Source organism: Flavobacteriales bacterium (assembly GCA_020635795.1).
Classification (GTDB): domain Bacteria; phylum Bacteroidota; class Bacteroidia; order Flavobacteriales_E; family Vicingaceae; genus Vicingus.
Genome location: JACJZD010000003.1, coordinates 228912 through 254353, shown reverse-complemented (window position 1 = coordinate 254353; position 25442 = coordinate 228912). Strand labels below are relative to the sequence as shown.

Sequence of the window (25442 nt, the reverse complement as noted above, 5' to 3'; positions counted from 1 at the left end):
AAAAACTTACAGAATCACATATTTTCGACAACGACTTGCATCTCAAAGGAAACTATGTTAAAGTTTATCAATAAACAACTTTCACAAAAAGAACTGCATCAGGTACAAACACACCTTATTGATTGTGATTTTTGTAGCGAAGCTATAGAGGGAATGGCTCATGCCAAAAATCCATCTGTGCTCTTTACCATCGACCACTTTATTGATAAGCGTACCACTCAAAAATCGCCTTCTATTACACGAATGTTTTTGGTAGCTGCTTCTGTATTGTTATTTGTTGTTGGAGGATATTATATCATTAATAATTTTAATGATGCTGCTAAACTCAACGAAAATGAACTTTCGTTTCAAGAACCTCAAAAAAATACCATAGAAAATATTTTACCCGAACAAGAAGAATTGATGCAAGAACAAAAAGAAGCTGAAGGTGAAAAAAGCGCCCAAAACATTACTTTAAAACTCAAAAATAACGAAGAAGTTGCTGATGCAGAAGTTGCAGAAACTAAAGCAAACGATAGATGGAAAGATAATTACGGTGCATTAGAAGAAAGCCCAATTGAGCAGCAAGTAGCACAAAACGATTACCGACCTGTTTTAGCTAAAGATAAAACAACAACTTCAGCAGCAACAACAGGTACTGGTAGTGCTTATAAAGCTAAAATACAAGATAGTGAAGATGCAATGATGGACGTGGACAATACCATTGCTCCTGCACCTATATTAGCTAACGAAAAAGCTAAAGCTGATGCGAACAGTGATCAAAAAGCAACCAATCAATTAGCCAATAAAGCAATAGTTTCAGATAATTTGAAAAAATCGGGTGAGACAAAAAATCGTGCTAAAAAAGAAAAAGAAGCTCCCCGCCCAAGCAGTGCTGATGTTTTTAACAGAGAAGGTGATGAAATTACCTTAAAGGAAGAGGAAAATGTATCTCGTAATGAAAACACCTCTTTTGCTGAAACCATTACTACAACAGAAACTTCTGGAGGAATATCTACTGGAGCTTCGACAACCATGAGCGATGCACTTACTGATGGAATAATATATTACAATCAGAAAAAATACACTACGGCTGTAAAAAAGTTTGATGTGGTATTAAATGGAAACGATAACCCAACAAAAAAATCGGAAGCAAGATGGTACAAAGCACTTTGTTTGATTCAGTTAAAAGATATGACAGAAGCAAAAAAATTGTTAACCATGTTAACTCAATACAACAACGCTTACAGTAAACAAGCCGAAGAAAAATTGAAGGCATTGAAGTAAGATTTTATGTAAAAACAAAAAAGGACATTCTGAGAATGCCCTTTTTGATTAATTCTGAAATTGAATCAGAATTATTTTTTTGCAGGTGCAGCAGCAGCAGCAGAATCAGCAGCAGCTTGTGCAGCAGCAGCTTCAGCAGCAGCTAATGCTTCAGCTTCAGCAGCAGCAGCAGCTTCAGCTTCAGCAGCAACTTGTGCATCATAAGCAGCAACTGAATCAGCAGCAGCTTGTTCTTGTGCAGCAATTTCTTCTTGACTTGGACCACAAGCCACTACCATTAATGCTATCATAGCAACTGGTAAAATCATAAATTTTTTCATAATAATGTTGTTAATTAATTTTAGGTAGGCAAATGTATGTCAACTTTTTTATAATTAAAAAGCATTTATAATAATTTTAATTAACTGACTATTAATTAGTTAAAAAATAATTTAATTCAAATCAGATTAAAAAGGCTCTAAATGTTTCTTAAAATTGATTTATAGAGGATTATTTGTTAAAAAACTGTTAATTTTCTTTTGGTCAAACGGGTTGACTTTTATCATATATAACGCAAGATAAATTCATAACTTTGGCATCGATATTATAATTGAATATGGATAAAATTGTTGGAGTAGAATTAAGTCACCGTTTTGCACCTATTGCTGTAAGAGAACGATTAGCCCTTAACAAAGAGCAAACCCGAGCAGCTATACAAACCTTAAAAAAGCACTACAAAGAAGTTTTTATTATTTCCACTTGTAACCGCTTATCTATTTACGCTTACGGAGATAGTCACAATGAAATTGTTGATTTTTTTGACACCTTTGGCAATTACCGCCAATACTTATCCATATTACCTGATAGCGAAATTGCTATCATCAATTTATTTTCTACGGCTGCAGGATTAGAATCTCAGGCAGTGGGCGAGCATCAAATTAGCGGACAAATTAAAGATGCATTAGATATTGGGAGAGAAGAACAATCAATAGGTCCAGTTTTGGACGAACTTATTCGACAAGCTGTTCATACAGGAAAAAGAGTGCGGTTGGAAACCAACATTGGTAAATTTTCTGCTTCGTTAGCAACGGTAGGTTTCGAACTAATTGAACACCATGGGTATAACATTGCCGATTCTACATTTTTAGTTATAGGTACTGGAAATATGGCAAATTTAGTTGCTACTATTTTAGACAGAACATCAATAAAGAAGTTATACATTGCTAGTCACGACATGGATAGAGCCAAAGAAATGGCTAATGAATGGAATGGGACGCCTGTGGAAATGCAAAACATTCACAAAGCGCTAGGTGAAGCAAATATTGTAGTTGGCGGAACTCAGGGAGAAATAAACTTACTACATGAAGAAACCATGGCAGAAAGTAAATGTCCAAGAGCAAATTTTGCATTAGAAACAGGTGGAAATAAATTATTTATTGATTTTGGAGTTCCAAGAAACTTTAATCCAAACTTAAAAGATCACAACAATATATCGTTATACGATTTAGATGACATCAAAAAAATTACTTACGATGGCCTTCTAAAACGATATGATGAGATTCCTTTGGCAAGAAAAATAGTAAATCAAGAATTGGATTGGTTTATGGTTTGGCTAAAAAACCGAAGAGTTGCACCCGTTATAGAAGCATATTGGAGTAATTTAGAAGACTTGCGTGATGAAGAACTTAAATGGCTTATCCCAAAAATGGGTGATTTATCTGACCATCAAAAAGAATTACTAATGCGTTTTTCGCACCGTTTGTTAAGAAGAATTTCGAGTCCAACAATAGACGGAATAAAAAACATAGCTCAAAACATACATTTACAAGACAATCCTATTAATACTGCAAAACAAATTTTAGACGTTAATAATGTAGATATTTTTGTTCCTAAACGTAAAATAATTGTTGGCACAAGAGGCAGCAAATTGGCTCTAACTCAAACCAATTGGGTGGTTGACCAATTAAAAGCCATACAACCCGATTACGAATTCGAAACCAAAATAATAAGAACAAGCGGCGACGATGGTAACATTGATGTTGTAGGAGCATTTACATCAGCTTTGCAACGCTCCATGTTAGCAGGCGAAATTGATATTGCCATACACAGTTATAAAGATATTCCTACTGAAGAAGTTAATGGTTTGAGAGTTATCCCAATTACAGAAAGAGAAGATTGTAGAGATGTATTTATCTCTAAAACTGGAAAAAAATTAAAAGAATTACCTGCTGGTGCAACTATTGGAACAGGCAGTTTACGTCGTTCAGCTCAGCTAAAACAAATTCGACCTGATTTAAATTATAAATTTATTCAAGGAAATGTAGATGGTAGAATCCAAAAAATGGAAAGTGGTGAATACGATGCGATTATTTTAGCAGCAGCAGGTTTGCGTAGATTAAACATGATTGATTATGCTACAGAATTGCTTGATGTAGACATTATGCTCCCAGCTGTTGGTCAGGGTATTTTAGGTATAGAAACCATTGACAAGGAAGGTTATGTGTTAGATTTGGTAAAAAAATTACGACACGAACCGACAAAATATGCTGCCGATGCCGAAAGAGCTTTTTTAATTGCACTAGGTGGAGGATGTAACTTACCTATTGCAGCTTATGCTCAGGCAACCACTACCGACATTAAAATACAAGGTGTTTTTGCAACAGAAGATGGTGAATATTTTGCCAGAAAAACTATAAATGGGAAGGTAGAAGACCGTAGAGAGCTTGCTCGTAGTTTAGCATTAGACTTGAAAAAAGAAATTGATTTAAAAAAAAAGGAGCAACTAAGTGAAACAACCTCTAAGTCGTGTTAAGGTTTTAATACCTAGACCCATTGAACAAAGCAACGAATTTGCAGAAAAACTTGAAAAACTAGGTGCAACACCTGTTATTTTCCCATTAATTGAACTTAAACCAATTAACACTCAACTTTTAGTTGAAACTTATTCTAAAAATAATTTTGACTGGTTAGTATTTACTAGCGGTGTAGCGGTAAAATGTTTTTTTGATGAAATCAATCCAAAGGAAGTAAAATCAAAAATTGCCGCAGTTGGTTCGCAAACTAAAAAGACCATCGAAAAATTAGGTTTAAAAGTAAACTTTATACCATCGGCAGCTACTGCTCAGAAATTGGCAAAAGAAATTCCCGTTAAGGAATCTGAAAGTGTTTTTATTCCACAATCTAAAATAGCTAATAACACAATTGTTGATATATTGGGTAAAAAGAATAAAAAAATAAAAACGCTTGCCATCTACGACAATTCACCTGTTGAATATTCGAAAGAAGAAATTGAAGAAGTTTTAAATACCCCAGTAAATGTAATTACTTTTACTAGTGGATCGACAGTTAATAGCTTTATGGATTTGATTAGAAAACATAAAATAAAACTCGATACAGTTCATACCATTTCTATTGGTCCATCAACCACAGCAGAAGCTCAAAAACGTCATTTAGGTATTGATGCTACCGCTGAAAATCATACCGTAGATGGTATTATTGAAGAAATAATGAAATTATATGCTTAAAAAAACAAAAGGGGGTTTCAAAATTGAAACCCGCTTTTGTTTTTTAGCTCTAATACAACTTAAATAATTAAGCATTGTGCAACTTATTTAAAATATCTTTTGCTTGATGCCATTCAAGTCGAGGTCCAAACTGCGTTACCACTTGAGATGATGCAAGTGATGCCAATTTTCCTGAATCTGCAAAGCTATGTCCATTTGTAATTCCATAAAGAAAAGCTCCCGAAAATAAATCGCCAGCACCGTTCGTATCAATTGCTTTAACCTTATAAGGTTCAATATCTACAAATGTATCTCCATCAAAAATCATTGCTCCATTTGCACCTAAAGTAATAACAAATCTTCTTGCAGCTTTTTTAAGTTCTTCTCTTGCTTCGGTAAGATTATCCTTGCCTGTATATAGCATCGCTTCTTCTTCATTACAAAACAATAAATCAACACTTGCTCCAATAACAGATTCCATAGGTTCCTTAAAATATTTTACCATAGAAGGGTCGGAGAATGTTAATGCTGTTTTTACTCCATTTTCCTCAGCAAGTTTTTTTGCATATTTCATGGCATCTAATCCATTCTCAGATGTTACTAAATAACCTTCTATATATAAATACTGCGAATCTTTAAGAGCTTCTTCTTTAATTTCAGCTCTCGAATAATTTGAAGTTATGCCTAAAAAAGTATTCATTGTTCTTGATGCATCATCAGTAGTCATTACCAAACATTTACCTGTAATTCCAGCTTCAAGACCACCACTACGCAAATTCGTATCTACACCATTCGCTTTCAAATCTTTCATGTAGAAATCACCTAATTCATCATTAGCAACCTTACAAGAATAAAAGCTCGACCCACCAAATTGACTAACCGCAATAACTGAATTTGCAGCTGAACCCCCGCATTGTTTGTTACTTTTGCTCATGTTAATAGCATTTGAAATTCTGGTTTGATGTTCTTCATCAACTAAAGTCATCAATCCTTTTTCTATGTTGTGACTTTTTAAGAACTGATCATCAACTTCGGTTACAATATCAACTAAAGCGTTACCAATTCCAAATACATTATACTTTTTGTTCATTCTACAATTAATTAAGAGTTAATAATTTCAAAAAATTTTAATTTAATTTTTCTGCAAATATATTGTATAATTAAAAACTTTCAACTAATATTGCACCCCGATTAACGGAAATTCCTCCTTAGCTCAGCTGGTTAGAGCATCTGACTGTTAATCAGAGGGTCCTTGGTTCGAGCCCAAGAGGGGGAGCAACAATAGAGAAGGTTACAGCATTAATTTGTTTGTAACCTTTTTTTATTTGCATATATAATTGATTATACTAATGAAAGAATGGACAAATAAAAAAGTATTGATTGTATTTAGTTAGTTCCTGAAAACTGCAAAGATCAACTTCTTCATATAACCATATGATAATGATTTTTTGAATACATGGTATTAGAAATTTAAAATCTGTTTAACTGTAAAATTTACGTTGATTTGTCCCTAAGAAACATGTAAATTGAAATGGAATGAGGGCTTGTTCTTTTCTAATTAATCCTTATAAATTTTATTACTCCATTCATATCCATACAAGCAAAATTATTATCTGATAGCTTTTCGATTTTAAATGTTTTTCCTTCAAAATTCATATTAAATATACACGCATCATTCTTATATATTTTTAAAGATTTGTCATGTGAAGTTGAAACAATGTACTCACAATTATTTATTCCAACAAAATAATAAACCCAATCTTCATGTCGGTTATAATCGTTTATAATTCTACCCTGAGAATCTATTGAACTTACAACATGTGTTTTAGAGTTTTCGGCTAAAATCATTTGACATTCAGGTAAATATTTAACTGTACACATAAAGTCTATTTTAATTTGATTAACTGGTTGAAGTGTTTCATTAAGAAAATACAAAATTGAATTTTTTTCCTTAATATTATTAGCTGAGATTAATAACACTGATTTCTCAGAATCGTACGAAAGCCAACTAATGTATTTACATTTAGTATCAAATAAATTAATCTGTTCCCCTTTAATAATATCCCATAATACAACAGTCCCATCTACTGATGATGTCGCCAACCTATCCTCCCCAAAAAAACACAAATCGTTTATAATCTTTTGAGTACCCTTTAATTTATGAAGCACTTCATAATTTTCAGCATTTAGAATGGTAATTGAATTATCAGATGAACCCGTTGCTAAATATTTACCATTAGGACTGAATTGTATTCGTCTTATAGCTTTTGAATGAACTTTTATTTTCTTGACAATCTCCTTTGTATCTAAATCAATTATTAATAAATCAGGCGATTTCTTACCAGCTGAGGTAACAATATGTTTCTTATCTATTGATATTGAAAAAGAATTTATTTCATTACCAATATTTAATGAATCATAAATTTCCACTTGCCCAAACCCATTAAATGAACAACAAATGATAAATACAAACAGTAATTTTTTCATGTTTAAATAATTTACAAACCCACAAACAAAAAACCTCCTAAATTGCTTTAGGAGGTTTTTGTACCCGAGGCCGGAGTCGAACCGGCACTCGTAAGAACACGAGTTTGAGTCGTGCGCGTCTACCAATTCCGCCACTCGGGCAAACTCAAATTAAATTGAGAGTGCGAAAATATTCATTACTTTTGAATTTGAAAAGATTTTTTAAAAAAAAGTGCAATAGTTTTAATGATTTATTTGGCTTAGTATTAATAAATTAATAAATTTGCAGCCCTTTTGATTTTAAGGAGTTACCATGATTGAACCAACAGTAAAAATATTTAGCGGTAGAGCATCGATGTATTTAGCAGAAAAAATTGCTAAAGCTTACGGTGTTTCGTTAGGTAATGTCATCATTAATACCTTTAGTGATGGAGAGTTTCAGCCTTCTTTCGAGGAATCGGTTAGAGGTGCTGATGTTTTTATTGTTCAATCTACTTTTCCTCCTGCCGATAATTTAATGGAACTATTAATGATGATTGATGCAGCAAAACGTGCCTCAGCCAGAAGAGTAGTTGCTATAATGCCTTATTTCGGTTTGGCTCGTCAAGATAGAAAAGATAAACCTAGAGTTCCGATAGGAGCAAAATTGGTAGCTAACATGCTTGCTTCTGCTGGTGTTACTAGAGTAATGACCATGGACTTGCATGCTGACCAAATTCAAGGATTTTTTGAAGTACCCGTTGACCATTTATTTGCCTCAACTATTTTTATACCTTACATTCAAAGTTTAAATCTTGAAAACTTAACCATGGCTTCTCCTGATATGGGCGGAACCAAACGTGCCAATGCTTATGCTAAATTTTTACACGCTGAAGTAGCTGTATGTTACAAACAACGTAAAAAAGCTAACGTAATTGAAGACATGTTTTTAATTGGTGAAGTAGCTGGTAGAGATGTTATTATTGTTGATGATATGGTTGATACTGCTGGTACACTTACAAAAGCTGCCGACATTATGATGGCAAACGGTGCAACAAGCGTTAGAGCAATTGCAACACACGCAATACTATCGGGCAAGGCATACGAAAGAATAGAAAACTCTCAACTAACTGAATTAATCGTAACAGATTCTATACCGTTATCTCAACAATCTGATAAAATAAGAGTACTTTCGGTGGCTGATTTGTTTTCAGATATCATCAAAAAAGTATTTCATCACGAATCAATAAGTAACACATTCATTTGCTAAAAAATAATATAATTTAAATAACCATGAAATCAATAGCATTAAAAGGAAATAAAAGAACTGATAGAGGATCATCTGATGCTAAATCCCTTAGAAAAGAAGACAAAATTCCAGCTGTATTATACGGAGGAAAAGAAAATATTCACTTTATGGTAGATGACATTCCTTTTGGAAAAATCATCCATTCACCAAACGTATATTTTGTTGATTTGAATATTGACGGTACTACTGTTAGATCTATCATTAAAGAAATACAGTTCCACCCAGTAACTGACAAAGTTTTACACGTTGATTTTCTAGAAGTAATTCCTGGAAAAGAAGTAACAGTAATGTTACCAATTAAAATTACAGGTACATCTAAAGGTGTATTAAATGGTGGTAAATTAAGAACTGTAACCAGAAGATTAAGAGTTAGAGGACTAGCTGAAGCTTTACCAGAAGCGATTACTGTTGATATTACTCCATTAAAAATTGGACAATCAATTAAAGTTGGCGAAATTAAAGTTGCTGGTTTAACTTTATTAGACGCTCCTAACGCTGTTGTTGTTGCTGTTAAAATGAGTAGAGCTGCTGTTTCTGCTTCTGATGAAGAAGAGGAAGGTGCTGAAGGTGATGCTGAAGGTGCTGAAGCTACAACCGAAGCTGTTGCTGAATAATTAACAACTATGAAGTATTTAATTGTAGGATTGGGCAATATTGGCTCAGAATACGAAAATACTAGACATAATATTGGATTTATGATATTGGATGCCTTAGCTAAGGCATCCAATATTTTTTTTGAGCCAAACAAACTTGGCTCTACTGCTACCCTAAAATTTAAAGGAAGGACTTTTATTTTGGTAAAACCTTCAACCTATATGAACCTGAGTGGCAAAGCTGTAAACTACTACCTCCAACAAGAAAAAATTTCTGCTGAAAATCTTTTAGTTATTACCGACGACATTGCTTTACCCTTTGGAACAATCCGTTTAAAAGGAAAAGGAAGTGATGGCGGACATAATGGATTAAAAAATATAGCTGAATCATTAGGTCATCCCAACTACCCTCGATTACGTTTTGGAGTAGGTAGCGACTTTGTTCAAGGTAAACAAATCAATCATGTATTGGGCAATTTTGCTCCCGAAGAACAAGTACTTTTACCTGAACGCTTAACAAAAGCCTCTGAAGCTATAAAAAGCTTTGGAACAATTGGCATAGGAAGAACAATGAGCGAGTTTAACGGGAAGTAATTTACCCAAACAACGCAGAAAAAACCTCATCTACTCTTGAAACAAAAATCACTTGAATTTTTGGACTTGTTTTGGTTAAGCCTTTTTTGTTGTATTTAGAAACAAATATTTTTTCGAACCCCAATTTTTCTGCTTCAGAAATCCGTTGATCAATTCTACTGACTGGACGAATTTCACCACTTAAACCAACCTCGGCAGCAAAACAAACATTTGAAGGAATATACACATCTTCGCCGCTTGATAAAACAGCACTAATTACAGCTAAATCAATTGCAGGGTCATCCACTTTAATACCACCAGCAATGTTTAAAAACACATCTTTTTGTGATAGTCTGAACCCACAACGTTTTTCCAATACAGCCAACAACATATTTAATCTTCTTGAATCAAAACCAGTTGATGAACGTTGCGGATTACCATAAGCAGCAGTACTTACCAATGCTTGAATTTCAATCAATAATGGTCTATTCCCTTCCATGGTTGCTGAAATAGCCGAACCACTCAATTGCTCTTCTTTGTTGCTGATTAATATTTCTGATGGATTTTCAACTTCTTTCAAACCTTCGCCATACATTTCATAAATACCCAACTCGTTGGTTGAACCAAAACGATTTTTAATAGAGCGTAACAAACGGTAGATATGGTTTCTGTCTCCTTCGAATTGCAACACCACATCAACCATGTGTTCTAAAATTTTTGGCCCTGCAATGGTTCCATCTTTAGTAATATGCCCCACCAAAAATACGGGAGTATGTGTTTCTTTGGCATATTTCATCAATTCAGCGGTACATTCTCTAACTTGAGAAATACTACCAGGCGATGAATCAATAGTTGAAGTATGCAAGGTTTGAATAGAATCTATCACCAACACATCAGGATTTAATTCTTTAATGTGATGAAAAATATGTTGAGTTGATGTTTCTGTTAAAATATAACAATCGGGATTTTTGTTACCGATACGTTCTGCACGCATTTTAATTTGTTGCTCACTTTCTTCGCCCGACACATACAAGGTTTTTTTACCTTTTAATCGCAATGCCATTTGCAACATTAAGGTAGATTTACCAATACCTGGGTCGCCACCAAAAAGCACCAACGAACCAGGAACTAAACCACCACCCAACACTCTACTCAATTCTGTTCCTGGTAATTTTATACGTGGAATATCAGCAAGTTGAATGTCTTCAATTAATTGTGGTTTACTGGTTCGATTAATGTTAAAAGCAACATTAAAATCCGATTTATCAGGTTTTGAAACAACTTCTTCCGCAATGGTATTCCATTCGTTACACGAACTACACTTGCCCACCCATTTCGGGAATTGAGCGCCACAACTTTGACAAAAAAAGGTAGTTTTTACTTTGGTTTTAGCCACAACAAAAATTTAAAAAGCCAAATTAAACAAAAACATCGGTTTCAATAAAACTAGTTTTAGTTATTCCTATCTTTACCTTATGCAAGCCGAAAAACTAAATATCAAGAGTTGGGCAGAGGAAGATCGCCCTCGGGAGAAGCTATTGCTAAAAGGCAAAAATGCTTTGTCGGATGCGGAACTGATTGCCATTTTAATTGGTTCGGGCAACAAAAATGAAACCGCTGTTGAATTAGCAAAACGCATTTTATCAAGTGTAAACAATGACCTCAACCAATTGGCAAAACTCAGCTTAACCGACTTAATGCAATTTAAAGGTATTGGCGAAGCAAAAGCCATCAGTATTGCATCAGCACTAGAATTAGGTAGAAGGAGAAAAGAAAGTATCACCGAAAAATCATCAAAAATAACCTCTAGCAAAATAGCTTACGAAATTATTAGCGATGTGTTGAGCGATTTGCCTCACGAAGAATTTTGGGTATTGTATCTAAATCGTAAAAACGAAGTCATAAAAAAAGAACACATCAGTAAAGGTGGAGTTACTGGAACAGTTGCCGACGGAAAAATTATTTTTAAAAATGCGGTCAATCACTTGGCTTCGGCTATAATTTTATGCCACAATCACCCAAGCGGAAACCTTACCCCTAGCAACGAAGACATTAAGCTCACCAAAAAGCTAAAAGAAATTGGTGTTTTAATGGATACACCAGTTATTGACCATATTATTGTAGGCAACAATAATTACTTTAGCTTTGCAGACGAAAACTTGCTGTAAATGATTTTAGTTTATTCACATAAAATAACCAATAGAACCAAATACATTTTTAGGTTAATTTTTATCGATATACTAAAAACCGAAGTAACCTTTACTGAAAACAAAACAGATTTTGAAATCAGTAATTTTCCAAAAATCAATTATAGCAACCACAAAACAGAATCTGGAATATTTTTTAAACCATCGTATTTATTGTTCGAAAATGGGATAAAAGAACAAGAAATTGAGTTTTTCGAACACAAACAAAACAAATGTTTTTTTAGAGTTAGCTCCGATTCATCCATGCCTTTTGATGTTTTTGCTGCTAGTTTTTATTTGGCTACACGATATGAAGAGTATTTACCTCAAATCCGTGACCAGTTTGATCGATTTACTGCATCCGAAAGTTTGGCTTATCAGCAAAAATTCTTAAAAAAACCCTTAATTAACATTTGGGCAAATGAAATTGCTGAAATTGTAAAAAGTCATTATCCTCAATTTGTTTTTCCAGAAAAAAAATTCGAGTACATTTCAACCATTGATATTGATAATGCTTACGCTTACAAAAACAAAGGTATTATGCGAATTGTTGCTGGCTTACTAAAAGCATTGGTAAAAGGCAACGACTTTAAACAAAGAGTTGCTGTACTACTCAATAAAGCCAAAGACCCTTACGATACCTACGACGACCAATTTGAAATTCATAAAAAATACAACATCAGGCCTATTTACTTTTTTTTGTTGGGCGATTACGGTTTTAACGATAAAAACATTCCAGTAAAAAATCAAAAATTTCAAGCATTAATAAAATCGTTAGCCGATTATTATGAGGTAGGCATACACCCATCTTATGCTTCAAATAAAGAAGTATCTATTTTAATTAAAGAAATAACACGACTAAAAAACATTACCCATCGCGATGTTAAAAAGAGTCGCCAGCATTTTTTAAAACTAACCCTACCTTCTACTTACCGTAACTTAATCGATAACGATATTTTAGAAGATTTTACCATGGGTTACTCTGGTCAGCCTGGTTTTAGGGCAAGTATTTGTTCTCCATTTTATTTTTACGATTTAGACATCGAAAAGCAAACCGATTTAAAAATTATTCCTTTCGTTGCCATGGAAGCCACATTTAAATACTATTTAAAGGCCACTCCTCAAGAAGCTATTAAAGAAATAAACGAATTAATTGATGTGGTAAAATCGGTAAACGGAACATTTGTGAGTGTATGGCATAACGAATCATTATCAGAACAAGGCTTATGGAAAGGCTGGAAAGAGGTTTACATTAATGTATTAGAAAAAGCCTCCTCAACCCCTCCAAAAGAAAGGATTAGTTAACTATAAAAAAACTAACTTAGCAAATTAAATTTTATAACTTTTAACTTATTTCAATGGAAATTATAAACCTAGGCTCTCACAACTCTATTTTTAATCAGTTTATTGCTGAAATTAGAGATGAGAAAATTCAGCAAGACAGCATGCGTTTTAGAAGAAATTGCGAGCGTTTAGGAGAAATTTTTGCCTATGAAATAAGCAAGAAACTAGTTTATGAAGAACAGGAAGTGACTACACCTTTAGGAGTCTCCAATATAAAATTGATTAAAGAACAACCCGTTTTATCTACAATTTTACGTGCAGGATTACCTGTTCATCAAGGTTTATTAAATTATTTCGATAAATCGGATAACGCCTTTGTTTCTGCTTACCGAAAACACCACAAGGATGGTAGTTTTGATATCGAATTAGAGTATTTAGCAAGCCCGGACTTAACAGATAGAACAATTATTTTATCCGACCCTATGTTGGCTTCTGGGGCATCTATAGTAGTTACGTATAAAGCATTGTTGCAAAAAGGTTCTCCAAAAAAATTACACGTTGTAATTTTAATTGCTAGCACACTTGGGCTAGATTACGTTAAACGACATTTACCAGAAAATACTACCATTTGGGTGGGTGCAATTGATGAAGAACTAACCGCTCAATCATACATTGTTCCTGGCTTAGGAGATGCTGGCGATTTGGCTTTCGGCTCAAAAGAATAATTCTATTTAAATTAAATATTTATAAATATATATTTATATATATGTTTTTAATTACCTTTGTACAAATTAATTGTTCATGTCGGTTATTTTTGAAATAGGATTATTATTGGTCTTTACGGCAATCAAATTTTTGTTTGCTGCTGGTTATTTATTAACCGACAAAGGCTACCCATACTTTCAAACTGTACTTATTTTAATTGCGGGTGGCACAATAGGAGTTTTTGTATTTTATTACTTTAGTGCTTTTGTAAACCGATTATTAAATCGCTTTATTAAACGTAGTAAACCTCGAAAAGTATTTACTCGGCAAAATAGAATCATTGTAAAAATAAAATCGAAATATGGTATTTATGGCATCGCTTTTTTAATGCCTATTTTCTTTTCTATTCCAATTGGATGTTTTTTAGCCTCGAGGTTTTATGCTAATAAAAAAACAACTATTCCTATACTTCTATTAGCTGTTGTTTTTTGGTCGGTTGTATTACCCTTAATAAAGTTGTATTTGTAAATAATCTGTCCTCTTTATACAACACATTCAGAGATAACTTATCTTTACATGGTTGTATATGAAGATATTCTTAGTACGATATAAACCAATAATAGTATACTATTTTTTAGCCTGTTTATTTTCTTGGCCATTCTTTTTATGGAGGGATGTCTATTCAGATCATTGGGAAGGCTTAGATTTAGATATTGTTATTAAAACAAGCCTAATTATGTGGGGTCCAGGATTGTCTGCTATTATTTGTAGTTTAATCTTTAAGGAAAAAGTTATTAAAACAATCACCTTGTTCGGAACCTCAATTTTAAGAAGTCTTTTGTTTTGGGGAGTACCTATGATTGCTTTTATTTTTTGGGGAGAGTATAATGTATCTTTTACTAAAATTATAATATACTTAGGTGGAGTATTTCTGTTTACTCTTGGTGAAGAACTAGGCTGGCGTGGATTTATGCAAGATCAACTAAATCATCTTCCTAAATGGAAACGCTACCTTATTATTGGGGCTATGTGGGAGTTTTGGCATTTTACAACCCGAACCTTATCAGGTGGAATATTTGCAAGAATATTAAGACCTCTTATTTTTATTTTACCTAACTCAATTCTCTCCTACATTTTTGGAGAAAGTGTAAACAAATCCAAATCAATTATTGTAGCAGTAACACTTCATGCTTGGTTTAATTTATTGATTGAATTCGCTAACACGCAAACATTTATAATTTTCTCTTTTTCTATTATATTCTGGATTATTATGTTATCAAGTTGGAATAAACCCTTCAAGTTAAAAAATATTTTTTTTAAATGAATCTTTGTTAAAATAAAAAAAAGCGAGGTATATACCTCGCTTTTTTTTATTTTAACAACTTATTTTAATTATGCTAGCACTTCCTTTACCTTATCAGCAGCTTCTTTTAACAATACGGCCGAAAGAACTTTCAAGCCTGAATCGTCAATTAATTTTTTAGCTTCAATTGCATTAGTTCCTTGTAAACGAACAATAATTGGAACAGGAATATCGCCAATGTTTTTATATGCATCAACAACACCTTGAGCAACTCTATCACAACGAACAATTCCTCCAAAAATGTTTACCAAAATAGCTTTTACATTTGGGTCTTTTAAAATAATTCTAAATGCTTTTTCAACTCTTTCTGCATTAGCAGTACCACCAACATCTAAAAAGTTAGCTGGTGAACCACCAGAGAATTTAATAATGTCCATAGTAGCCATTGCTAAACCAGCACCATTTACCATACATCCAACATTACCATCTAATTTAACAAAGTTTAACCCCGCAGCTTTAGCTTCTAATTCAGTTGGATCTTCTTCTGTTGGGTCATGCATTTCTGCAATATCCTTATGTCTATATAATGCACTGTCATCCACATTTACTTTTGCATCAACAGCAATTACTTTATTATCTGATGTTTTTAAAACTGGATTAATTTCAAACATTGAAGCGTCTGTACCTTCGTATGCAGCATACAATGCAAAAACAAATTTAGTCATTTGCTTAAATGCTTCTCCAGACAGCCCTAAATTAAAAGCAATTCTTCTTGCTTGAAATCCTTGTAAACCAACCTTAGGGTCAATTTCTTCTTTAAAAATTAAGTGTGGCGTATGTTCAGCAACATGCTCAATATCCATACCTCCTTCAGGAGAGTACATAATTACATTTCGTCCTGTTTCACGGTTCATTAAAACCGACATGTAAAACTCTTCTGTTTCTGATTCTCCTGGATAATAAACATCTTGTGCAATTAACACCTTGCTCACTAATTTTCCTTTTGCATTGGTTTGAGCAGTAACTAAATGCCCTCCCAATATACCCTTTGCAATATCTTCAACTTTATCCAAGCCTTTAGCTAAAACTACACCATGAGAACCTGTTTCGGTTACAACACCTTTACCTCTACCACCAGCATGAATTTGAGCTTTTACCACATACCAAGTTGTTCCAGTTAATTTATTTAATTCCTTAGCTGCTTCAACTGCTTGTTGAGGAGTATCAGCTACAATACCTTCTTGTATGGCTACTCCATAACGTTTTAATAAAGATTTTCCTTGATATTCGTGTATGTTCATGTATAGAAGATTTTATTTATTTTGAGGTTCAAAAGTAATTTTTTTGGCTTTGATTTCAAAGAGGTTTGAAATAAAGTTTTACAGCGAACTTAACTTTTGACGCAACATAAATTCCAACTGACTATTTACCTTTATAATCGTATCCATTAACTTCTTGTTATCCTTACGTAATCGATAAACTTCTGAGGCTTGTTCAATAACAATTTTTAAGTCTTCATTATCCCATGGTTTAGATATATAACGATAAACTTGTCCTAAGTTTATTGCATCAACAACCGCCTTAATATCAGAATAACCTGTTACCAAAATACGCATACAGTCATTGTGTTCTTCAATTAAAGAAGCAAAAAACTCAACACCAGTCATTTCGGGCATTCGCTGGTCAGAAAGCACTATTTCTATGTTATTTTCTTCCAATATTTTCTTACCTTCTATGGCCGATTCTGCAGTATATATTTCAAAATTTCGTCTAAAGGTTGCTTTAAACGAGTTTAAATTATCTACTTCATCATCAATGTAAAGCACACTAATCTTTTCTGATTGTTTCGACTCCATATTTTCGTCAATTTTAGATTCACAACATTTCAAATATATCCATTTTTATCTAAACATGAGTAAGTATAAATACGTACCCACATTTAAGTATAAACACCTATCAAATTCAACAAACACAAGGGTTTTTGTTTAATTTTTTTTACTAATTTTAGTTACTAACTTATTAAATTACTCAGAGCATGGTTTCATCTGTAATTTCAAAATTAAAATCCAAACTCATACCTATTCAAAATGAGGAACATAAACCCCTATTTTTTAATTTAAACGATGAGCAATCTTTAAAAGATTTTGAAAACTTAATTGATTCAACTAAAAATATTGTAGTTATAGATGAGATAAAAAGCCAACTGCAAGAATTGGTGAAATTAAAACATCCAAAAATAAAATTTACCCCCGAACAACTCGAACAAAAAATTGCAGAACACTTAAATGGGATTAAGCCAGAATTGTATGGTAATTGGATTTATTATCCATGGCTCAATAAAATTATCCATCTGTTGGGTGAAGAAGAATTTGTTGAAGTTAGAACCAATAGAAACCAATACAAAATAACTCCCGAAGAAGAAGAACTTTTGAGCAAAAAAACGATAGGCGTAATCGGTCTCTCGGTTGGTAAAGCTATTGCTTTAACTATAGCCATGGAACGAATTTGTGGAGAATTGATTATTGCCGATTTCGATGTGATTGAATTATCAAATCTGAATAGAATTCAAACAGGAGTACACAATTTTAACATTAAAAAAACAGTTGTTGTAGCTCGTGAAATTGCTGAAATAGACCCTTATTTAAAAGTAACTTGCTTGTCGGAAGGATTAACTGAAGAAAACATGAGAGAGTTCTTTTATCCCAACGGAAAAAAAATGGATTTATGTATTGAAGTATGTGACGGGTTAAGCACCAAAATATTTGCACGACAAAAAGCAAAGGAATTTAAAATTCCTGTTGTTATGAATTCTAGTGACAGAGGCACAACAGATATTGAGCGCTTTGATTTGCATGATGATTTACCCATTTTACATGGTCTTGTTGATCATCTTGATTTAACCCTAGTAAAACAAGCAAAAACCAACGAAGAAAAAGTGCCTTACTTGCTTCCCATGTTAGGTTTAGAAACTTCATCGGAACGATTAAAAGCTTCGATGTTAGAAATTGAAGAAACCATTACCACATGGCCACAGTTGGCATCTGGAGTAGTTATGGGCGGAGGTATTTGTACTGATGTTTGCCGTAGGGTTTTATTAAATCAATTCCATAACTCAGGCAGATATTTTGTAGATGTAGAAACCATGATTAACGATGATGTAGAAGATTATATTTCGGCAAACAAATTCAACAATGAACAAATTAACCATATACCCAAAACGAGTATTGAAGATTATAAAGAGATTATAACTGCTGCAAATAAAAAACTTATACCTGAACAATCAATTGCATTAAGTAAAAATGAAGTTATAACTCTTGTCAACAATGGTATAATGGCACCTACAGCTGGAAATGTTCAACCATGGAAATGGATTTATAAAAATAAAAAACTGCTCTTATTACATGATACTGTACGAGGAGCCTCAATTTTAAACTATCGAGATACTGCTTCTATTATGGGATTAGGTGCTGCTGCAGAAAACATTGTTTTAACTGCCCAAAACATGGGGTTAGGTATTGAGTTAAATAAATTTCCATTAGGTTATAACAGTGAAGTTTACGCCGAGTTTATTTTTTATAAAAATGCCTCTAAAAGCACTTTACAACTTGAAGAGATTAACTCTAAAGAACTTGTAGATGCCATTCCGAAAAGGATAACAAACAGAACATTAGACAAAAGACAACCCCTAAAAACAGATGTAGAAGCGTATTTGCAAAAGTTTATTAAAACTGTAAATGGTGCTGAATTAAAAATATTTTCTGATGAAAAAAAAATTGAAGAATTAAAAGCAATTATTGAAGAAATTGATTGGATTATTATGACCAATCAAAACTGTCATGCACAATTTATGCATGAAATACGTTGGAATAAAAAAGAAGTGGAAGACACAAAAGATGGATTAGACATTAATACCTTTGACATTACTCCAACAGAGCGAGCAGGTTTAATGGTTGCCAGAAACTGGAACGTAACCAAACATATCAAAAAATGGGGTTTGGGAAAAGAATTTGGGAAAATGTCCAGAAAAGCTATTGATTCGTGCTCTGCATTAGGTTTAATAACAATGCCAAAAGTATATCCTGAAGCCTATTTTGATGGCGGAAGAGCAATACAAAAAGTATGGTTAGCCTCAACAAATAAAGGAGTCGCTTTTCAACCCTTATCTCTTTCAACATTTTTATCCGAACGTATTGCCGACAATAATTTTACTGATTTAGAAGATGTAAAAGACAAAATAATTACTTTGTACGCAAAACTTAAAACCGTTTGTGAAATCAAGGACAACCAAACTGACATATTTTTGTTTAGATTAAGTTATGCTAACGAGCCAAAAGTAAAACCATTGCGAAGACCTGTAGAAGACGTTTTGTTGTATGAATAGTATAGACCATAAATATAGAATATTTGTTTTTAGAGCTATTGATGAGCCTGAATTATGCGAAAGGTATATTGAAGGTCATGTGAAAGTTTTAACCGATTATGGTATAACCAATGTTACTACCAATAATAGGGAATGGACAAAACATCCTTACATCTATTGTACTGTAGCAGAAGACTTGGATACTAATGAATTAGTCGGCGGGGTTCGGATACAAATATCTGATGGAGTTCACCCACTACCAGTTGAATCAGCTATTGGTTATATGGACAACAGAATTTACGATAAAGTAAAACAATTTGCTTTAAATGGCGGCATAAGTGAATCGTGTGGTTTATGGACTGCGAAACGTATGAAAGGTATTGGCATGGCAAGATATTTAATGAGGGCTTCTGTTGCCTCATCAAACCAACTAGGATTTAACATTATGCTTGGCATTTGCGGTTGGCATACACTTAAATTATTTGGAGAAATTGGATTTGTTGTTGACAAATCTTTAGGAGAAAATGGTGACTTCCCATATCCAACAAAAGAGCATATTGCAAATGTTATAGGAATATTAGATGCCGTGACACTCAAACATTCTTCAAGAGAAGAAAAAAAAATTATGCTTTTAATTAGAAACAAATTAAACATCAACATGAAAGAAGAATTAGCTGACAAAACAATTGAAATTGATTATAATATAAAATATCTAAAAATAACTGAAGGTCCTTTTTTAACCAACGACAATTATAACTTACAAATTACTCAGAAAACTTATAAGTAATTTAAATAATGAAATCGTATTTTTTACATATTATTATCTTGTTGTTGTTTTTTGATTCTTCCTTCAAAGTATATTCAAACAATACCATCGTAATAAATAAAAATGATGAGTCTATTGATATTAGTTCTAAACTTCTAATTTTTGAAGACAAAAAGAATTCCCTTAGTATTAATGATGTTATACAAAAGGAATTTTTACCGACCAAAAGTCAAGTTCCAAACCTTGGTTTTTCAAAATCGGCATTTTGGTTAAAAACAACTATCACCAATAATACTAAGTCCCCGAATTTATTTCTTGAAATATCTCTACCAATTTTAGATTTCATTGAATTCTATTCTCCTAAAAATGAAAATCAATTCGATATTGTTAAAACAGGAGAAGAATTTAATTTTAATACTCGAAAATATAAAGACCCAAATTATTTATTCGATATAAATATTCAACAAGGAGAAACAAAAACATATTATTTAAAAATTAGGAGCAATGAATCTATTCAATTACCAATAAAAATTGGAACACAATCAGCAATTTATTCCGAAATAAAAAACAGAGATATTCTTTCTGGTTTATATGTAGGAATAATGCTTGTTATGGTTTTTTATAATTTGTTTATCTACTTTTCGGTAAAAGACAAGAGTTACATTTATTATGTCTTGTACGTACTGTTAGTTCTTTTAACCCAAACCTGCTTAGAAGGATATCCTTTTCAATATTTATGGCCTTCATATCCTGTTATTGCTAAATATAGCTTATTTATATTCCCTTCATTAGTAGGTATCACCTCAATGATATTTATGAATGTATTTTTAAAAGTCAGGTATTTTAGTACCAACCTCTACAAATTATCATTTGTGTTTTCAATAATTTATTTAATACCAATTGTATTAGTCTTCCTTGGGCTTTTTGATATTAGTCAAAAAATAATGGAGATATGTGCCGGAGTTGTCTCTATTTACATGCTAATTACTGCAATTTTAATTGTAAGAAAAGGCTATCAACCTGCTAAATATTTTTTAGCTGCTTGGGCAGTTTTCTTAATTGGGGTAGTTATCTTTATTCTAAAAGATTTAGAGATTTTACCTTACAACAATTTTACCCGATACACCATGCAAATTGGTTCAGCAATAGAAACCGTATTACTTTCTTTTGCACTTGCAGCACGAATAAATGATTATAAAAGAGAGAAAGAAATTTCTCAAAAAGAAGCTTTTCAAGCACTTAAAGAAAAAGAAACATTGGTTAGAGAGCAAAATGTAATGCTCGAAAACAAAGTAACCGAACGAACTTTGGAGTTAAAAACTACATTAAATAACTTAAAAGAAACCCAATCACAACTGGTTGATGCTGAGAAAATGGCCTCTTTGGGGCAGCTTACTGCTGGAGTAGCTCACGAAATAAATAACCCCATCAATTTTGTTTCGTCGAATATTTCTCCTCTAAAACAAGACATTAACGACCTTAAAACAATAATTAACAAATACAGTGAAATTAATTCAACCAATGTAAATGAGAAATTAGAAGAAATTGAAACACTTAAAAAAGAGTTAGATTACCATTTTTTAACCCAAGAACTTGAAACTATTATTTCAAGTATTGAAAACGGGGCAAATAGAACCACCGAAATTGTACGTAGTTTAAGAAATTTTTCAAGATTAGATGAAAGTGACTTAATGTTGGCAGATATTAATGAAGGTATTGAATCCACATTAATTTTACTACAAAGCGAATATAAGGGCATAGAAATCAAGAAAGAACTTGGTGAGTTACCGAAAGTAGAGTGCTACCCTGGCAAACTAAATCAGGTGTTTTTAAACATTCTCAACAATGCTATACACGCAGTTCGAGATAGAAAAAATCAAGACGAAAAAGGGACAATCACAATTTCAACATCAGTAATAAATGATAATATTTCTGTTTCTATAAAAGATAATGGAGTTGGAATGAATAAAGAAACCCAAAATAAAATTTTCGACCCTTTCTTTACTACTAAAGAAGTTGGCAAAGGAACTGGACTGGGATTATCCATTGTTTACCGAATCATTGAAAATCATCAAGGCACAATAATAGTTGAATCGGAAGAAAACAAAGGAACCATTTTTACGTTAAATTTACCTAAACATCAAAAACAATAATTATGACTAAAATTAAAGTACTTTATATTGATGATGAAAAAAATAATTTATTAGCTTTTAGATCAGCTTACCGAAGAATTTTTGATGTATATATTGCTGAAACTATTGATTTAGCAAAAGCTATCTTAAATGAAACACCTATTGAAGTGGTTATATCAGATCAACGTATGCCAGATATGACTGGTGTAGAGTTTTTCGAATCTATTATTGACCTCTACCCTAACCCTATTCGTATTTTATTAACTGGGTACTCCGATATAAAAGCCGTTGAAGATGCTATAAACAAAGGCGAAGTTTATCGTTTTATAAATAAACCTTGGAATGAGTTTGAATTAAAAGTAACTATCGAAAATGCTTATCAATTGTATCACTTGAGGGAACAAAACAATAAGTTGGCAAATAAATACCAGAAAGTTTTTTCAGAAAGTAGCGATGCAGTATTAGTTTTCGATTCAAAAGGTAGAATTATAGACTTTAATAGAGCAGCAATTGCAATGTTTGAAACGATAAAATTGAACTTAACACTTTCATATTTTTCAGACTATATTAACAATGATGAGGAACTAAAATTCATTACAAAAAAAATATGTGAGGAAGGTATTCTCGACAACTACGAATGTAAGATTAGCCCTAAAGTTAGACACAAAAAGATTTGTTTAATATCTGCCAATAAAATTTGTAACAACTATGGTGATGTAGTGAGTTATCAGGCAGTAATTAGAGATGTGACCAAAAGAACAAACATGCAGCAAATGTTGTTAAAAACGGCAATTATTTCTCAAGACAAAGAGCGGGCAAGAATTTCTAGAGATTTACACGATGGTATTGGACAAACCCTTCTAGGCATTAAATTTCAACTTAATCAATTAGTAGAAGACGCTAGTAAAAAACAAAAACCTCAACTAGAAGAAATTTCAAACAATCTTTTAGCTACAATCCAACAATTACGAAAAACTTGTTACGATATTTTACCACCATCGCTTTCGAGTTTTGGTATCCAAAAAGCTATTTTAAATTTGTGTGAAAATTTTCCTAGTAACAACATTGAGATAGTAGCAATTTTCAAAAATGATATCTTTACTTCTGATAAGGAACTTGAAGTTTCCGTTTACAGAATTGTTCAAGAATTTATAAACAATGCAGTAAAACATGCAAATTGTTCAGAAATCAATGTTGCTTTTAGTTTAATTGACGACCAATTAAATATAGTACTTACAGATAATGGAATAGGCTTCGATATTAATAATTATAATAAAGGACTGGGAATTAGCAACATAGTTTCAAGAGTTAAATCGTTCTACGGAACAATAAAAGTAGTTAGCAACAACAAAAATGGGACTAAATTCACCATTAACATTCCTTTTATAAATGAACAAGTTAACATCGAAAATTACAACCTAAAGGGTTAACTTTGTGTTGATGATTCAACTAAACAACATTCATAAATCGTATGGCTCACTTGAAGTTTTAAAGGGAGTTAATTTAACCATTGAAAAGGGTAAAGTAATTTCTATAGTAGGTGCTTCTGGTGCAGGAAAATCAACCCTATTACAAATTATTGGAACTCTAGATAAACCTGACGAAGGCACCCTGAAACTGAACAACATTGATGTTTCAAGTCTCAAGGATAAAGAACTTTCTTTATTCAGAAACAAAAACATTGGTTTTGTTTTCCAATTTCATCATTTGTTACCTGAATTTACTGCCCTAGAAAATGTTTGCATACCAGCATTTATTCACAAAACACCAAAATCGGAAGCAGAAAAAAGAGCTACAGAACTATTAACTTCTTTAGGACTTAAAGAACGATTACATCATAAGCCATCAGAACTTTCGGGAGGGGAACAACAGCGTGTTGCAGTTTGTAGAGCTTTAATAAACAATCCATCCGTTATTCTCGCCGACGAACCTTCAGGAAATTTAGATTCAGCCTCTGCTAAAGATTTACATGAATTGTTTTTTAAATTGAGAGCAGAATTTAATCAAACCTTTATCATTGTTACTCATAATGAAGAGTTAGCAAATATGGCTGACCAAAAACTGGTAATGAAAGACGGAAATATTTTGTAGAATCGGATATTCATCTATCTCTACCATACGATACCAAAATCTTTCTTCAGCATCGCTAAATCATTTTCAAAATAAGTTTCGCAAAAATCTTTTTCTTCTTGAGTCATTTCTCTATATACTTGCTCAACCCTATTTACATCTTTTATTTTCTCAACTATTCCTGTTTTAAAAATTAAACTACGCACAAAACCAATTTGCAAAGGTTTTCTAATCAACCTACGAAGCCAATTATCTCTATCTACTAAAAAATTATTCAAGCCTTTATTTTTAACTCCAGCTGCTTTGTTTTTTTCTATTAAAGGAGTTACCTCATATGGTTTCAACGCTAAAAATTCAAACAACTTATCTAAAGTTTCTTTTGGAGATTTATTCAATTCATTTGTAGTGCAAATAAATAGCTGTTCTTTTTTAAAATACTTTAACCAATTAGTTAAATGATGGTGATATAAACTACCATAAAAATTACAATGGTTATTCTGAAAAACAATATCCTTGGTTTTGAGGTAACCTGATTCTAATGCCTCACTCTCAATAAAAGAAGTACTTTCTGGAATGTAACCATTGTTAATAGAATACTGGAAGTTAGAAAATGTTCGTTTTGCAGGTTCTCTAAGAATTACAATTAGTTTGATAGCTGGATTATACTTTTGAATTTTTTCGGGAGCAGCTGCATCCATCAATAAGTATGTATCTGATGTGCTAAGCATTCCTTTTCTATTTTCAAAGAAAGAGTGAAAATACTCATGTCCTCTTTTAAAATGTTCTTCAACAGAAAAATAGGTAACTTCTTTAATTGTAGAAAAATTAACATCAGGATGCTGCTTTAAATACCCAACCAACGAGGTTGTCCCTGACCTTCCTGCCCCTATAATGATATTGTTTACTAACACTTGGTTTTTTCTTCAAATATAAGTTTTATAATATTTTGATTTAATAATTCTATTTTT

23 protein-coding genes and 2 tRNA genes are annotated in these 25442 nt (G+C 32.5%); 17 read left to right on the top strand and 8 right to left on the bottom strand.

What is annotated here, in order from left to right:
• Positions 1-54: 54 nt before the first annotated feature.
• Positions 55-1266: a hypothetical protein gene (locus tag H6589_10265; protein ID MCB9174980.1), complete on the top strand. Its 1212-nt coding sequence runs from the start codon at positions 55-57 to the stop codon at positions 1264-1266.
• 71 nt (positions 1267-1337) lie between these two features.
• Here H6589_10265 and H6589_10260 read toward each other — a convergent pair whose 3' ends face one another.
• A complete protein-coding gene (locus tag H6589_10260) occupies positions 1338-1586 on the bottom strand; it encodes a hypothetical protein (protein MCB9174979.1) in 249 nt (82 codons plus the stop codon).
• A gap of 275 nt (positions 1587-1861) precedes the next feature.
• Here H6589_10260 and hemC point away from each other — a divergent pair, with 275 nt between their 5' ends.
• Together hemC and H6589_10250 are read left to right on the top strand one after the other, a co-directional pair.
• Positions 1862-4057 (top strand): hydroxymethylbilane synthase, encoded by a 2196-nt coding sequence (gene hemC, locus H6589_10255; protein MCB9174978.1) that lies wholly within the window; start codon positions 1862-1864, stop codon positions 4055-4057.
• Positions 4032-4769, top strand: a complete 738-nt coding sequence (locus H6589_10250; GenBank protein MCB9174977.1) for a uroporphyrinogen-III synthase — start codon at positions 4032-4034, stop codon at positions 4767-4769. Before hemC ends, H6589_10250 begins: the two co-directional genes overlap by 26 nt.
• A 67-nt stretch (positions 4770-4836) precedes the next feature.
• Here the strand turns inward: H6589_10250 and H6589_10245 are convergent, their stop codons facing one another.
• A complete protein-coding gene (locus tag H6589_10245) occupies positions 4837-5838 on the bottom strand; it encodes an adenosine kinase (GenBank protein MCB9174976.1) in 1002 nt (333 codons plus the stop codon).
• 112 nt (positions 5839-5950) lie between these two features.
• Here H6589_10245 and H6589_10240 point away from each other — a divergent pair.
• A tRNA-Asn gene (locus H6589_10240) sits at positions 5951-6024 on the top strand.
• A gap of 278 nt (positions 6025-6302) precedes the next feature.
• On the opposite strand, the gene H6589_10235 is transcribed toward H6589_10240, so the two are convergent.
• Both H6589_10235 and H6589_10230 read right to left on the bottom strand, forming a co-directional pair.
• Complete coding sequence (locus H6589_10235; protein ID MCB9174975.1) at positions 6303-7235, bottom strand: hypothetical protein; 933 nt, start codon at positions 7233-7235, stop codon at positions 6303-6305.
• 61 nt (positions 7236-7296) lie between these two features.
• Positions 7297-7376, bottom strand: a tRNA-Leu gene (locus tag H6589_10230).
• Positions 7377-7527: 151 nt separating this feature from the next.
• On the opposite strand from H6589_10230, the gene H6589_10225 reads away from it, so the two are divergent.
• From H6589_10225 to H6589_10215, 3 genes are read left to right on the top strand one after another with little or no spacing between them, the layout of a single operon-like run.
• Positions 7528-8463, top strand: coding sequence for a ribose-phosphate pyrophosphokinase (locus tag H6589_10225; GenBank protein ID MCB9174974.1), 936 nt, complete (start codon positions 7528-7530; stop codon positions 8461-8463).
• Between the two features lie 23 nt (positions 8464-8486).
• Entirely contained in the window at positions 8487-9116 is a 630-nt protein-coding gene (locus H6589_10220) for a 50S ribosomal protein L25/general stress protein Ctc (GenBank protein ID MCB9174973.1), read from the top strand.
• Positions 9117-9125: 9 nt separating this feature from the next.
• A complete protein-coding gene (locus H6589_10215; protein MCB9174972.1) occupies positions 9126-9689 on the top strand; it encodes an aminoacyl-tRNA hydrolase in 564 nt (187 codons plus the stop codon).
• A gap of 1 nt (position 9690) precedes the next feature.
• Here H6589_10215 and radA read toward each other — a convergent pair whose 3' ends face one another.
• A complete protein-coding gene (radA, locus tag H6589_10210) occupies positions 9691-11064 on the bottom strand; it encodes a DNA repair protein RadA (GenBank protein MCB9174971.1) in 1374 nt (457 codons plus the stop codon).
• A gap of 79 nt (positions 11065-11143) precedes the next feature.
• Here radA and radC point away from each other — a divergent pair, with 79 nt between their 5' ends.
• The 5 genes from radC to H6589_10185 all read left to right on the top strand — a co-directional run bounded on the left by radC (position 11144) and on the right by H6589_10185 (position 15167).
• Positions 11144-11836: a DNA repair protein RadC gene (gene radC, locus H6589_10205; protein MCB9174970.1), complete on the top strand. Its 693-nt coding sequence runs from the start codon at positions 11144-11146 to the stop codon at positions 11834-11836.
• The gene (locus H6589_10200; GenBank protein ID MCB9174969.1) at positions 11837-13159 is read left to right on the top strand and encodes a polysaccharide deacetylase family protein; all 1323 of its coding nucleotides are present in this window, start codon (positions 11837-11839) and stop codon (positions 13157-13159) included.
• Positions 13160-13212: 53 nt separating this feature from the next.
• Positions 13213-13863: a uracil phosphoribosyltransferase gene (gene upp / locus H6589_10195; GenBank protein ID MCB9174968.1), complete on the top strand. Its 651-nt coding sequence runs from the start codon at positions 13213-13215 to the stop codon at positions 13861-13863.
• A 76-nt stretch (positions 13864-13939) separates the two neighbouring features.
• Positions 13940-14371 carry a hypothetical protein gene (locus H6589_10190; GenBank protein ID MCB9174967.1) on the top strand — a complete coding sequence of 144 codons (432 nt, stop codon included), beginning with the start codon at positions 13940-13942 and terminating at the stop codon, positions 14369-14371.
• 58 nt (positions 14372-14429) lie between these two features.
• Positions 14430-15167: a CPBP family intramembrane metalloprotease gene (locus H6589_10185; protein ID MCB9174966.1), complete on the top strand. Its 738-nt coding sequence runs from the start codon at positions 14430-14432 to the stop codon at positions 15165-15167.
• A 68-nt stretch (positions 15168-15235) separates the two neighbouring features.
• On the opposite strand, the gene sucC is transcribed toward H6589_10185, so the two are convergent.
• Both sucC and H6589_10175 read right to left on the bottom strand, forming a co-directional pair.
• Positions 15236-16447, bottom strand: coding sequence for an ADP-forming succinate--CoA ligase subunit beta (gene sucC / locus H6589_10180; protein MCB9174965.1), 1212 nt, complete (start codon positions 16445-16447; stop codon positions 15236-15238).
• Positions 16448-16525: 78 nt separating this feature from the next.
• Entirely contained in the window at positions 16526-17002 is a 477-nt protein-coding gene (locus H6589_10175) for a response regulator (GenBank protein ID MCB9174964.1), read from the bottom strand.
• Positions 17003-17181: 179 nt separating this feature from the next.
• On the opposite strand from H6589_10175, the gene H6589_10170 reads away from it, so the two are divergent.
• The 5 genes from H6589_10170 to H6589_10150 are packed head-to-tail and all read left to right on the top strand — an operon-like array spanning position 17182 to position 24495.
• Positions 17182-19527: an Rv1355c family protein gene (locus H6589_10170; GenBank protein MCB9174963.1), complete on the top strand. Its 2346-nt coding sequence runs from the start codon at positions 17182-17184 to the stop codon at positions 19525-19527.
• A complete protein-coding gene (locus H6589_10165; GenBank protein ID MCB9174962.1) occupies positions 19520-20293 on the top strand; it encodes a hypothetical protein in 774 nt (257 codons plus the stop codon). Before H6589_10170 ends, H6589_10165 begins: the two co-directional genes overlap by 8 nt.
• A gap of 8 nt (positions 20294-20301) precedes the next feature.
• Entirely contained in the window at positions 20302-22425 is a 2124-nt protein-coding gene (locus H6589_10160; GenBank protein MCB9174961.1) for a GHKL domain-containing protein, read from the top strand.
• Between the two features lie 2 nt (positions 22426-22427).
• Entirely contained in the window at positions 22428-23834 is a 1407-nt protein-coding gene (locus H6589_10155; protein MCB9174960.1) for a response regulator, read from the top strand.
• A 10-nt stretch (positions 23835-23844) separates the two neighbouring features.
• Positions 23845-24495 carry an ABC transporter ATP-binding protein gene (locus tag H6589_10150; protein ID MCB9174959.1) on the top strand — a complete coding sequence of 217 codons (651 nt, stop codon included), beginning with the start codon at positions 23845-23847 and terminating at the stop codon, positions 24493-24495.
• A 20-nt stretch (positions 24496-24515) separates the two neighbouring features.
• Here H6589_10150 and H6589_10145 read toward each other — a convergent pair whose 3' ends face one another.
• A complete protein-coding gene (locus H6589_10145) occupies positions 24516-25385 on the bottom strand; it encodes a sulfotransferase domain-containing protein (GenBank protein MCB9174958.1) in 870 nt (289 codons plus the stop codon).
• Positions 25386-25442: the final 57 nt, after the last annotated feature.

Coding starts and splice junctions, on each gene's coding strand:
- H6589_10265 (MCB9174980.1), top strand. CDS start 55: ATGTTAAAGTTTATCAATAAACAACTTTCACAAAAAGAACTGCATCAG.
- H6589_10260 (MCB9174979.1), bottom strand. CDS start 1,586: ATGAAAAAATTTATGATTTTACCAGTTGCTATGATAGCATTAATGGTA.
- hemC (MCB9174978.1), top strand. CDS start 1,862: ATGGATAAAATTGTTGGAGTAGAATTAAGTCACCGTTTTGCACCTATT.
- H6589_10245 (MCB9174976.1), bottom strand. CDS start 5,838: ATGAACAAAAAGTATAATGTATTTGGAATTGGTAACGCTTTAGTTGAT.
- H6589_10235 (MCB9174975.1), bottom strand. CDS start 7,235: ATGAAAAAATTACTGTTTGTATTTATCATTTGTTGTTCATTTAATGGG.
- H6589_10225 (MCB9174974.1), top strand. CDS start 7,528: ATGATTGAACCAACAGTAAAAATATTTAGCGGTAGAGCATCGATGTAT.
- H6589_10220 (MCB9174973.1), top strand. CDS start 8,487: ATGAAATCAATAGCATTAAAAGGAAATAAAAGAACTGATAGAGGATCA.
- H6589_10215 (MCB9174972.1), top strand. CDS start 9,126: ATGAAGTATTTAATTGTAGGATTGGGCAATATTGGCTCAGAATACGAA.
- radC (MCB9174970.1), top strand. CDS start 11,144: ATGCAAGCCGAAAAACTAAATATCAAGAGTTGGGCAGAGGAAGATCGC.
- H6589_10200 (MCB9174969.1), top strand. CDS start 11,837: ATGATTTTAGTTTATTCACATAAAATAACCAATAGAACCAAATACATT.
- upp (MCB9174968.1), top strand. CDS start 13,213: ATGGAAATTATAAACCTAGGCTCTCACAACTCTATTTTTAATCAGTTT.
- H6589_10190 (MCB9174967.1), top strand. CDS start 13,940: ATGTCGGTTATTTTTGAAATAGGATTATTATTGGTCTTTACGGCAATC.
- H6589_10185 (MCB9174966.1), top strand. CDS start 14,430: ATGAAGATATTCTTAGTACGATATAAACCAATAATAGTATACTATTTT.
- sucC (MCB9174965.1), bottom strand. CDS start 16,447: ATGAACATACACGAATATCAAGGAAAATCTTTATTAAAACGTTATGGA.
- H6589_10175 (MCB9174964.1), bottom strand. CDS start 17,002: ATGGAGTCGAAACAATCAGAAAAGATTAGTGTGCTTTACATTGATGAT.
- H6589_10170 (MCB9174963.1), top strand. CDS start 17,182: ATGGTTTCATCTGTAATTTCAAAATTAAAATCCAAACTCATACCTATT.
- H6589_10165 (MCB9174962.1), top strand. CDS start 19,520: ATGAATAGTATAGACCATAAATATAGAATATTTGTTTTTAGAGCTATT.
- H6589_10160 (MCB9174961.1), top strand. CDS start 20,302: ATGAAATCGTATTTTTTACATATTATTATCTTGTTGTTGTTTTTTGAT.
- H6589_10155 (MCB9174960.1), top strand. CDS start 22,428: ATGACTAAAATTAAAGTACTTTATATTGATGATGAAAAAAATAATTTA.
- H6589_10150 (MCB9174959.1), top strand. CDS start 23,845: ATGATTCAACTAAACAACATTCATAAATCGTATGGCTCACTTGAAGTT.